General features: G+C 74.0%; 9 protein-coding genes. 4 read left to right on the forward strand and 5 right to left on the reverse strand.

All coding sequences use genetic code 11. The features are described 5' to 3' along the window. Nucleotides 1–7 precede the first annotated feature (7 nt). Both ACFV1L_RS02495 and ACFV1L_RS02500 read left to right on the forward strand, forming a co-directional pair. The gene (locus ACFV1L_RS02495) at nt 8–748 is read left to right on the forward strand and encodes a cyclase family protein (RefSeq protein WP_380362161.1); all 741 of its coding nucleotides are present in this window, start codon (nt 8–10) and stop codon (nt 746–748) included. Nucleotides 749–827: 79 nt separating this feature from the next. Beyond that, complete coding sequence (locus tag ACFV1L_RS02500; protein WP_380362163.1) at nt 828–1,538, forward strand: MOSC domain-containing protein; 711 nt, start codon at nt 828–830, stop codon at nt 1,536–1,538. Between the two features lie 15 nt (nt 1,539–1,553). On the opposite strand, the gene ACFV1L_RS02505 is transcribed toward ACFV1L_RS02500, so the two are convergent. The 5 genes from ACFV1L_RS02505 to ACFV1L_RS02525 form a co-directional block, all read right to left on the reverse strand. Continuing rightward, nucleotides 1,554–1,931, reverse strand: a complete 378-nt coding sequence (locus tag ACFV1L_RS02505; protein WP_380362164.1) for a VOC family protein — start codon at nt 1,929–1,931, stop codon at nt 1,554–1,556. Nucleotides 1,932–2,001: 70 nt separating this feature from the next. After that, nucleotides 2,002–4,710, reverse strand: a complete 2,709-nt coding sequence (locus tag ACFV1L_RS02510) for an RNA repair domain-containing protein (protein WP_380362166.1) — start codon at nt 4,708–4,710, stop codon at nt 2,002–2,004. Continuing rightward, complete coding sequence (locus tag ACFV1L_RS02515) at nt 4,711–6,414, reverse strand: RNA ligase family protein (RefSeq protein ID WP_380362168.1); 1,704 nt, start codon at nt 6,412–6,414, stop codon at nt 4,711–4,713. Nucleotides 6,415–6,568: 154 nt separating this feature from the next. After that, nucleotides 6,569–7,471 (reverse strand): menaquinone biosynthesis prenyltransferase MqnP, encoded by a 903-nt coding sequence (gene mqnP, locus ACFV1L_RS02520; RefSeq protein WP_380362170.1) that lies wholly within the window; start codon nt 7,469–7,471, stop codon nt 6,569–6,571. Further along, a complete protein-coding gene (locus tag ACFV1L_RS02525; protein WP_380362171.1) occupies nt 7,468–8,919 on the reverse strand; it encodes a menaquinone biosynthesis decarboxylase in 1,452 nt (483 codons plus the stop codon). Before ACFV1L_RS02525 ends, mqnP begins: the two co-directional genes overlap by 4 nt. 73 nt (nt 8,920–8,992) lie before the next feature. Between ACFV1L_RS02525 and ACFV1L_RS02530 the strand changes: the two genes are divergently transcribed. Together ACFV1L_RS02530 and ACFV1L_RS02535 are read left to right on the forward strand one after the other, a co-directional pair. Beyond that, entirely contained in the window at nt 8,993–9,406 is a 414-nt protein-coding gene (locus ACFV1L_RS02530; protein ID WP_380362173.1) for a PLD nuclease N-terminal domain-containing protein, read from the forward strand. 351 nt (nt 9,407–9,757) lie between these two features. Beyond that, on the forward strand, nt 9,758–10,735 hold a 978-nt coding region (locus ACFV1L_RS02535), incomplete at its 3' end, for an acyl-CoA carboxylase subunit beta (protein WP_380362194.1).

The raw sequence follows: 10,735 nt of genomic DNA on the forward strand, positions 1-10,735 counted from the left end.
GGTCGCCATGGCAGCCGTGTTGGTGGATCTGACGCATCCGGTGGTGTCCGGGATGCCGGTGTACCCGGGGGACCCCGAGGTGGAGTTGCGGGCGGCGTTGACGGCCGAGGTGGAGGGGGTGAACGTGCTGGCGGTGCACCTGGGGTCGCAGACCGGGACGCACGTGGACGCGCCGTACCACCTGGACGTGCGGTGGCCGACGCTGGACGGGCTGCCGCTGGAGCTGTTCACCGGGCCCGCCGTGGTGGTGGACCTGCGCGGGCTGCCGGCCCGCGGGGAGGTGACGGCGGACCACCTGGCGGAGGCGCTCGCGGCGTCGGGGCCGGGGACGGTGCTGCTGCTGGCGACGGGGTGGCCCAAGTACTGGGGGACGGACCGGTACTTCGCGCACCCCTACCTGACCGAGGAGGCCGCGGCGGCGATCGTCGCGGCGGGCGTGCGGACCGTCGGGGTGGACGCGCTGTCGGTGGACCCGACGCCGGACCCGGGGCCGTCGGATCCCGAAGTGGCCAGCCTGCTGGCCGAGTTGGCGGACGAGCACGATCCGGCGCCGGAGCTGCCGACGCTGGCGGCGCACCGGGTGCTGCTGGGGCCGGAGGGCGGCGGGGTGATCGCCGAGAACCTGACCGACCTGTCGCTGCTGCTGGAGGCGCAGGCGGCGGGGGCGCCGGTGGAGGTGTCGCTGTTCCCGCTGCGCCTGACGGCGGCGGACGGGGCGCCGGTGCGGGCGGTGGCGCGGATCGGCTGACGGCCCGTCGGGGCCGGGTGGCCGACCCTGGCCGGGACTTGGTCTAGACCACCGGGAGGGGCACCGATAGGCTCCCGCCATGTCTCGGATCGTCGGTGTGGTCGAGCGCCTCTGGCGCTACCCCGTGAAGTCCACGGGCGGCGAGTTGCTCGAATCCGTCGAGGTGGAGGAGCGCGGCCTGGTCGGCGACCGGCTGTACGCGGTGCGCGACGGGTCCGGGAGGTTCGGGTCGGGCAAGAACACCCGGCGGTTCCGGCGGATGGACGGCCTGCTGCGCCTCGGCGCCCGGCTGGGCAGCCGGATCGACGGCCCGGATCTGTTCGACCCGCTGGGCATGCCGGTGCCGGACCCGGACGCCTTCCTGCGCGCCTACCTGGAGCAGGAGGACGTCGGGCTGGCCCGCGAGGACGCGGTGTCGCACTTCGACGAACTGCCGGTGAGCGTGCTGACCACCGCCACCCTGGACTGGGTCACCGAGGCGGTGCCGTCCGCGGTGGTGGACGAGCGCCGGTTCCGGCCGAACGTGCTGCTGCGCACCCCGCCCGGGACGCCGCCGTTCACCGAGGACGCCTGGTACGGCCGGGAGGGCCGGGTGAAGGGCGGCGTCCGGCTGGCGTTCGTCCGGGCCAGCGTGCGGTGCGCGATGGTCGGGGCGGCGCAGCCCGGACTGCCGCACTCGCCGGAGATCCTCAAGACCATCGCGCACGAGCGGGACTGCGAGCTGGGCGCGCTGGCGTCCGTCTCCCGGCCGGGGCGGCTGCGGGTCGGGGACGTGCTGACGCTGGCCTGACGCCGGCGGGCGCGGTCAGCCGGAGCGGCGCGGGATCAGGCAGAACGGGTGCCCGGCCGGGTCGACGAACACCGTCCAGCCGGCCTGCCGGTCCTTGACCTCGGCGCCGAGCTCCACCACCCGCTGTTCGACGGCGGCGACGTCGTCGACCTCGATGTCCAGGTGGAGCTGCTGCGGGTGGCCCGGGTCGGGCCAGATCGGCGGACGGAAGTCCTCGACGCGCTGGAAGCCCAGCACCTGGCCGTTGGGCAGGTGGACGGTGGACCACTCGTCGTCCGTCGACCAGCGCGGGTCGGGCCGGTCGACGTCGCCGCCGAGCAGGGCCGCGTAGAAGTGGGCCAGGCCCGCCGGGTAGTGGCAGTCCAGCACCACGCACTGCAGTGTGCCGATCATCGTGCTCCCCGTCCTGGTCGCGTCGGCCCCTCGTTCCAGCATGGCCCATCGGCGCGGCGGGCGTCCGCTCTCACCGCGGGTCGAGCTCGCCGCCCCGCAGCACCGCGGCGGTGACGCCGGGCAGGCCGCGCAGCCAGTCGGCGGTGACCCGGTCGAGGGCCTCGCGCGAGGGCGGCTGCGGGCCGAGGCCGACGGCCAGGCGGTGGCCCGGCAGCGGGCGGGGCCAGGCGTGCAGGCCGGGGGCGGGTTCGAGGGCGGCGAGCAGGGCGCGCAGCCTGCCCCTGACCGGGCCGAGCCGCTCGGGGGTGGCGGTCAGCACCAGCCAGGCGGCGTGGCGGCGGTGCAGCGGGGGCGGGGAGAGCAGCTCCGGGTGGTCGGGGCCGAGTTCCCAGGCGCGGTAGAGCTCCTCGGCGATCAGGTCGCGGGTGCCGGCGCCGACCTGGGCGGTGCAGCTGCGGACCGGGGCGGTGGGGGTCAGCACGGTGACCGGGTCGGGGTGCGCGGGCGCCGGCTCGCCGAGCAGGGTGACGGGCTGCCGCCAGTCCCAGGCGGCCCAGTCCTCGGTGAAGCGGCGGAACAGCTCGGCGGGGTCGTCGGCGGCGCTCGCCCGGACGGTCCGGGCGGCGAGCACCGTCCAGGCGAGGGAGGGGAGTTGGCCGAACGGTGCGCCGTCCAGGCCACGCGCGCCGGTCCAGGCCTTGACCCGGCGGGCCAGGGCGGCGAACGCCCGGTGGCGGTCGCCGACGGCGGCGAGCACCGCCTCGGCGTCGGTGACGGCGCTGTACGCGACCGCGAAGTCCTCGGCCGGGCCGTCGGCGGGGGCCAGCACCAGGTCGACGGCCAGGCCGCGGACGTCCAGCCGCAGGCCGGGGACGCGGGCGCCGCGCACCTCGCGGAGATTCCGGGCCTCCGGCAGTGCGGCGGCCAACTGCCGTGCCAACGCGGCGGGTTCGACGGGGCCGGGGAGGGCGGCGACCAGGTCGAGGTCGGCGCCGGGCAGGGCGCAGCCGAGCCGGCGGGAGCCCACCAGGTGGACCTCTCCCGGCAGCGCTGCGGCGATCCGGCCCGTCAACTCGGCGGCCGCGACCGGCGGTTCGGCGCGTGCCGGGGCGGGCGGCTCGGGGAGGAGGCGGAGTTCGCCGGTGCCGAGCGCGACCGTGGCGCGCGGGAGCATCGGGCCGTCGCCGCGCCGGGACAGCACGACGAGTTCGCCGACGGGGGCGGTCATCGGCCCGAGCGCGGCGGTGCACTCGGCGACGGCCCGGTGCGGGTCGTCGGTCCGGCCGAGCGTCAGGTGCGGGCGGTACCCCTCGGCGCGGGCGCGGCAGCGCGGGAAGCGGCGCTCCAGGGCGTGCCGCAGGGCTGCCCAGGGGGCGGCGGCGGAGGCGGCCGGGTCGAGCCGGAGGGTGTGGCCGAGCCGCTGCGCGAAGGTCCGCACGCCCGCCGGCCCGGCGGTGAACGGCGGTACTTCGGCGGCGGCCTCGGCCAGCAGCGGCAGCGCGGCGTCCCATTCGTGCTCGGCGACGAATCCGAACAGCAGGTTGACGTGCGGCGGCCACCGGTCGGCCTGCGGGTCGTACACGGCGCGCAGCCGCTGGATCGGCGGCCACAGCTCCTCGGGCGGCAGCCAGGCGACGGCGGTGCGCGCGGTGGGCGGGGCGTCCAGGAACGCGACGGCGGGGGTGGCGCCGAAGCCCAGGCCGACGGCGAGGCCGTAGTGGTCGGACGGGTGCAGGCCGTCGGCGTCCGGGCGGTCGCCGAGCAGACGGGCGGCGGTGGTGCGGGCCCGGCCGGGGCGCAGCAGGACGCGGTCCAGGCGGCCGGCCCGGCCGGTCAGCGAGGAGACCGCGGCCAGCGGGTTGGCGACCGGGTCGAACGTCGGGGTGCGGTCGTCCGGGCCGTGCAGCTCCGTCCAGGCGTCGCGCAGGCCGAGGGCGTCGGCGGGGGTGGCGGTGCTGTCGTTGAAGTCGCCGAGGACCAGCAGGTCGCCCTCGACGGCGGCGAACCCGGCTTCCAGGTCGGCGAGTTCGGCGCGGCGGCGGGCCGCGCCGTCCGCCGAGTGGTCGCTGCTGAGGTGCACGGCGGCGACGGTGAGCGGGCCGGCCGCGGTGCGGACGGCGATCGCGGTGACGGCCTTGTGCGGGCCGAGGGCGTGCCGGCCGGCCTCCAGCACGGGCAGCCGGCTGAGCAGCAGCAGGCCGTGGCCGTCGATCTCCCGGGCGAACGGGTCGGCGCCCAGGGTGTAGCCGTCGCGCACCCACGGCTGGGCCAGCAGCTGCTTCACCAGGGCCGGTTCGACCTCCTGGAGGGCGATCAGGTCGGCGTCGGCGGCTTCGAGTTCGGCGAGCAGCAGCGGGCGGCGGCGGGCGGTGTGGATCCGCTCGGCGTCGTACCTGTCCCACAGGGTGTTCCAGGTGACCACCCGCAACTCCTCTGCCGGGAGCGCCGGTTCGGCGACGGCGGGGCGCCAGCCGCGGTCCGTCCAGGCGTGCGGGGTGCTCGGGGTGAAGAACGGCGCGGGCAGGCCGCGGGGGGCGGTGCGGCGGCCGGCCGTGGTGGTGTCGAGCAGGTCGGTGCCGGTGTCGCGGTCCCAGACCACCTGCCCGTCGGCCTCCACCCGGCGCACCCGGTGCCAGGGCACCTCGCCGGCGGCGGTGAACGACTCCAGCGGGACGGACTTGATCCGGTCGTCGCGCTGCCGGACGCCCAGCACGAACCGGGCCGGGTCGAACCGGTCGTCCCAGCGGATGCGCCGGCAGATCTGCTCGATGGGACGCATTCAGTCCTCCTCGCCGTCCAGGGCGCCCGCCGTGTCCTCGACCGTGCCGTCCGGGCCGACGTACCAGGTGCGGTGCGCCTGCCCGGGGTACGGCGGGCTCCAGCGGTGCAGTTGCGCGGTCAGCACCTCCGCCGGAACGGGGTGCGCGCGGGCCGCGTTGCGGCGGGTCAGCTCCGCCTCGTCGACCACCAGCACCACCTGGGTCAGCAGGGCGTCGCGGCGGCGGGCGACCGCCTGCACGTGGGAGCGCTGGTGGCGGTTGAGCGAGGTGGCGTCCCACACCGCCGTGCCGGCCCCGTCGAGGGCCGTCTCCAGTGCGGCGAGGCCCTCCCGCAGGACGGCGGCGTTGTCGCGCTGGTCGGCGCGCGAGCCGCGGGCCGTGCGCAGGTCGTCCAGGGCGATCCGGGTGCCGGGCAGCGTCGCCGCGAACGTCGACTTGCCGCTGCCCGCCGGGCCGCACAGGTGCACCAGGCGCGGGAACCGGCCGTCCCGCCACGCCCAGGTCGCCGCGACCGCCTCCTCGGCGGTGGCGACCCGGCTCGCCGCGAACGCCTCCCGGGCCTGCGCCCAGCAGCGGTCCCGGACGTCCGGCGGGAGGCCGTCCAGGGCCTCCGCGAGGCCGGTGCGCAGGGCGGACAGCGGATCGGGCGCCAGCAGTCCCGCGTCCTCCGCGTGCAGCGCGGACCACGCCACCTGCTCGCGCTCCTCCGCCGTGCCCGCGACGGTGGCGGCGACGGCGTGCAGCACGCCCAGGTCGGCGGCGGCCGTCAGCCGGACCAGGCCGGCCCGCCGGTCCTCGTCCGGGTACGGCCGGGCGAGCTGCGGGTGCAGCCCGACCAGGTCGGCCACCCGGCGGGCCTGTCGCAGGCCCAGCGCCGGGGCCAGCTGCGGCATCAGCTGCTCGCGGCGGGCGGTGTGCAGACCGGCCGCGAGGATGCCGTTCAGCCGGGCGTCGCCGGTGCGGCCGAGTTCGTCCAGGCGGTCCGCGATCTCGTCCAGCGCGGGGAGTTCGGCGACTTCGACGGCGTCGGCCAGCGCGGACGGGTCGGGTACTCCGCCCGAACGGACGTGCCAGAGCGGGGCGTTGGGGCCGAGACCGTTCTCGACCACGGCCGCGTGCATCCAGTGCGTGTCGGTCTGCACGTGACGCGGGCGGACCCACTTGGCGACCCGGCTGCCGAAATCGGCTCTGCCGAAGCCTTCGGTGGTGCGGACGACGTAGCCCTCGTGGCGGTCCAGGTCGAGCTTCAGGGCGCGGATCGCGCGTTCGTCGTACCGGCCGCGCCAGAGCACGCGGGGCGTCGGCACACCGCGACGGCGCAGGAAGCGGACGGTGGCGTCCCAGTCCAGGCAGCGGTCGTCGGCGGTCCACACCGAGAAGCCGTAGAACCAGCTGTCGAGGCCGGTGTACGGGAGGGAGTGGCGGGCGAACAGGTTCTCGCCGCAGATGCGCCAGCCTTGGGGGATGCGGGAGCCCAGACGGCCCTGGAGCGCTTTCACCCACGTCCGGGAGGGATGGTGCGCGGAGTCGAGGGACCGGGCGTGCAGGCCGTCCCGGTAGAGCGTGGTGTTCTCGCCGTCCAGCTTCTCGGTGACCACCACCTCGCGACCGGCCAGACCGGACAGGTCGCCGCTGCGGATGTCGTCCGCCGCCGCACCCGGTGACCACGGGAGGTGCGGCGTCCGGGGGTAGTGGACGCGCATGCGAGCACCCTAGGGACGGGGTGGGTGGTGGAGCGAGCGAATAACGGGAGGAACCCGCCAGCTCGGTCGCCAACACGTGCAGGTCATTGTCCTGTGTCGCGATCTTGCCGGCGGGTTCCTCCCGTCTCGCGCAGTTCCCCGCGCCCCTCTTTGCTCAGGCCGTCAGGCCACGGCTGATCAGGTCGATCAGGGCGAAGGCGAAGAGGGAGATGCCCACGAAGCCGTTGGTGGAGAAGAAGGCCCGGTTGAGGCGGGACAGGTCGTTCGGCTTGACGATGGTGTGCTCGTAGACGAAGGCGCCGGCGACGACGGCGAGGCCGCACCAGAAGAAGGCGCCGGCGTCGGTGAGGACGGCGTACCAGACCAGCAGGGCGGTGGTGAGGGCGTGGCAGACCCGGGCGCCGGTGATCGCGGCGGGGATGCCGAACTTCGCGGGGACGGAGCGGACGCCCATGCCGCGGTCGGCGGCGACGTCCTGGCAGGCGTAGATGAGGTCGAAGCCGCCGATCCAGATGCCGACGGCGAGGCCGAGGACGACCGCGTCCCAGGACCAGCTGCCGGTGACGGCGAGCCAGGCGCCGATCGGGCCGATCGCCTGGGCGAGGCCCAGGATGGCCTGCGGGAAGTCGGTGAACCGCTTGCCGTACGGGTAGACCACCATCGGGACCACCGCGACCGGGGCCAGCACCAGGCAGAGGGTGTTGAGCAGGGCGGCGGAGCCGAGGAAGACCACCAGGGCGATCGCGGAGCCGACGTACGCGGTGCGCAGCGAGACGGCGCCGGTGACGAGTTCGCGGTTCGCGGTGCGCGGGTTCCGGGCGTCGATCTCGCGGTCGATGATCCGGTTGGCGGCCATCGCGAAGGTGCGCAGGCCGACCATGCAGACGGTGACCAGCAGCAGCTGGCCCCAGTGCACGGACCCGTCGGCGAGGAACATCGCGGTGAGGGCGGCGATGTAGGCGAACGGCAGGGCGAAGATCGAGTGCTCGATCATGACCAGGCGCAGGAACGCCCGGGTCCTGCTCCGCGGCGCCTCGAAAGCGGCAGCGGCTGTCACAGCCCGTACTCCTTCCAGCGGCGGGTGACCCGGGCGGCGGTCGCCGGGTCGGAAGCGACCATCTCGGGCCAGCCGCCGTCGCGGGTGTAGCCCTCCTCGGGGAGCTTGCGGGTGGCGTCGATGCCGGCCTTGCCGCCCCAGAACTGCTGGTAGGAGGCGTGGTCGAGGTGGTCGACGGGGCCTTCGACGACGGACAGGTCGCGGCTGTAGTCGACGTTGCCGAGGGCCCGCCAGGCGACTTCCTGGTAGTCGTGGACGTCGCAGTCGGCGTCCACCACGATGATCAGTTTGGTCAGCGACATCATGTGGGCGCCCCAGATGGCGTGCATGACCTTCTGGGCGTGCTTCGGGTACTTCTTGTCGATCGAGACGATCACGCAGTTGTGGAAGCCGCCGGCCTCGGGCAGGTCGTAGTCGACGATGTCCGGGATGATCACCTTGAGCAGCGGCAGGAAGAAGCGCTCGGTGAACTTGCCGAGCGGTCCGTCCTCGGTGGGCGGGCGGCCGACCACGATGGACTGCAGGATCGGGCGGCGGCGCATCGTCACGCAGTCGATGGTGAGCGCGGGGAACGGCTCCTGCGGCGTGTAGAACCCGGTGTGGTCGCCGAACGGGCCCTCGGGGAGCATCTTCCCGGGTTCCAGCCAGCCTTCGAGGACGACCTCGGCGTCCGCGGGCACCTGCAGCGGGACGGTCTTGCAGTCGACCATGCGGACCCGCTCGCCCGCGACGAAGCCGGCGAACAGGTACTCGTCGATGTCGCCGGGCAGCGGGGCGGTGGCGGCGTAGGTGACGGCGGGCGGGCAGCCGAAGGCGATCGCGACGGGGAGCTTCTCGCCGCGCCTGGCGGCGACCGCGGCGTGGTTGCGGCTGTCCTTGTGGATCTGCCAGTGCATGCCGATGGTGCGCCTGTCGTGCCGCTGGAGCCGGTACAGGCCGAGGTTGCGGATGCCCGAGTCCGGGTCCTTGGTGTGGGTGAGGCCCAGGTTGAAGAAGGAGCCGCCGTCCTCGGGCCAGGTGAACAGCGCGGGCAGCTGCTCCAGGTCGACGTCCTCGCCGGTGAGCACGACCTCCTGCACCGGGGCGTCCTTGACGTTCTTCGGCGGCACGTGCGCCATCGAGGCGAGCTTGCCGAAGGCCTCGCGGAAGCCGGTGAAGCCGTGCGGCAGTTCGGGCTTGAGCAGGCCGCCGATCTTCTCGGCGATGTCGTCGGGGGATTTCAGGCCGAGGGCCTTGGAGAGCCGGCGCTCGGTGCCGAAGACGTTCATGGCCAGCGGCATCGCCGAGCCCTTGACGTTCTCGAAGAGCAGCGCGGGGCCCTTGGCCTTCTGCACCCGGTCGACGATCTCGCCGACCTCCAGATAGGGGTCGACCTCCACCTTGATCCGCTTCAGGTCGCCCTCCCGTTCCAGGGCCCGGAGGAAGGAACGGAGATCGTCGTATGCCATACCTGTCAGTATCCGATACGGGCTAACCTGACCCCGCCAAGGGTCCCTCGAACGTATTTCGGAGTTCTGCGCCGTGCTTCTGCGAGTCGTTCCCACCGTGGCCCTGCTGGCCCTGTGGGTGTGGGCGTTCATCGACTGCCTGACCACCCCGGAGGACGAGATCCGCCACCTGCCGAAGGTGGTGTGGGTGATCATCGTGCTGCTGTTCCCGCTGGTCGGCTCGATCGCCTGGCTGGTGGCCGGAAAGGACCGGGCCCGGGCGCGGGGCCGCCGGGCGCCGTGGCCGGCGGGGCCGACGGCCGGGTTCCCGGAGTACGAGCGGCCGCGGCAGCTCGCGCCGGACGACGACCCGGAGTTCCTGGCGTCGCTGAAGCGCGGCAACCAGCAGCACGAGGAGATGCTCAAGAAGTGGGAGGCGGACCTGCGCCGCCGCGAGGAGGATCTGCGCCGCGAGCGCCCCGAGGACGGCGACGGCTCCCGGGCCTGATCCCGCCTTTTGGCGCATCCCTACGATCCTGGCGTTCTCCAGCGCCTTCCCCGTCGGCCGCCGGCCTTCGCGCCCCCCTTTCGGAGGGTGCCGTTCCGGCGGCCTTCGCATGCCCGCCATCTTGCCGCTGACCTGCCAATTCACCGGTCCCGACCATCCCGGTGGGGGGTATCCCCCGACCCCTGCCCGGAACGACCCGGGAGTAGCCCCGTGCGCCCCCTTCTGTGAGGGCTCTACAGCGATCGGCTTCCGACCTTGTACGGAATCGACGCCGAAACGCGGGTGCACTGACTCGTACTGTCGTAGCAGAAGAGGTGTTCGCTGGCCCACGTGACCTTGGAGTGGTTCGAGATGACGGTCCTGCACGATGCGCCGGTCGGCGGCGAGGCTCCGGCCGACGCCCGTAGCCGGGTCGCCGAACTGCACGAGCTGCGGGAGCAGGTCCGCCGGGGCCCGAGTGAGAAGGCCACCGAGGCGCAGCACGCCAAGGGCAAGCTGACGGCGCGCGAGCGGATCGAGCTGCTGCTGGACGAGGGTTCGTTCCACGAGGTGGAGCCGTTGCGGCGGCACCGTGCGCAGGGTTTCGGCCTGGAGGCGAGGAAGCCGCACACGGACGGTGTGGTGGTGGGCTGGGGGACGGTGCACGGGCGGACGGTGTTCACCTATGCGCACGATTTCCGGATCTTCGGGGGTGCGCTGGGTGAGGCGCACGCGCAGAAGATCCACAAGATCATGGACATGGCGATCGCGGCGGGTGCGCCGCTGGTGTCGTTGAACGACGGCGCGGGGGCGCGGATCCAGGAGGGCGTGACGGCGCTGGCCGGGTACGGCGGGATCTTCCAGCGCAACACGCGGGCGTCGGGGGTGATCCCGCAGATCTCGGTGATGCTGGGTCCGTGCGCGGGCGGTGCGGCGTACTCGCCGGCGCTGACGGACTTCGTGTTCATGGTCCGGGAGACCTCGCAGATGTTCATCACCGGTCCGGACGTGGTGCAGGCGGTGACGGGCGAGAAGATCACCCAGAACGGCCTGGGCGGCGCGGACGTCCACTCGTCGGTGTCGGGCGTGTCGCACTTCGTGTACGACGACGAGCAGTCGTGCATCGAGGAGGTGCGGTACCTGCTGTCGCTGCTGCCGCAGAACAACCGGGAGATGCCGCCGGTGGTGGCGAGCGACGACCCGGTGGAGCGGCGCAACGAGTCGCTGCTGGACCTGGTGCCGGCGGACGGGAACCGGCCGTACGACATGCGCAAGGTGATCGAGGAGATCGTCGACCACGGGGAGTACCTGGAGGTCCACGAGCGGTGGGCGACGAACGTGATCTGCGCG

This window comes from Kitasatospora sp. NPDC059646 (assembly GCF_042734615.1).
In the GTDB taxonomy this organism is placed as follows: domain Bacteria; phylum Actinomycetota; class Actinomycetes; order Streptomycetales; family Streptomycetaceae; genus Kitasatospora.

Bases quoted from the DNA above. Each gene is read 5' to 3' on its own strand.
- ACFV1L_RS02495 (WP_380362161.1), top strand. From the start codon at position 8: ATGGCAGCCGTGTTGGTGGATCTGACGCATCCGGTGGTGTCCGGGATG.
- ACFV1L_RS02500 (WP_380362163.1), top strand. From the start codon at position 828: ATGTCTCGGATCGTCGGTGTGGTCGAGCGCCTCTGGCGCTACCCCGTG.
- ACFV1L_RS02505 (WP_380362164.1), bottom strand. From the start codon at position 1,931: ATGATCGGCACACTGCAGTGCGTGGTGCTGGACTGCCACTACCCGGCG.
- ACFV1L_RS02510 (WP_380362166.1), bottom strand. From the start codon at position 4,710: ATGCGTCCCATCGAGCAGATCTGCCGGCGCATCCGCTGGGACGACCGG.
- ACFV1L_RS02515 (WP_380362168.1), bottom strand. From the start codon at position 6,414: ATGCGCGTCCACTACCCCCGGACGCCGCACCTCCCGTGGTCACCGGGT.
- ACFV1L_RS02525 (WP_380362171.1), bottom strand. From the start codon at position 8,919: ATGGCATACGACGATCTCCGTTCCTTCCTCCGGGCCCTGGAACGGGAG.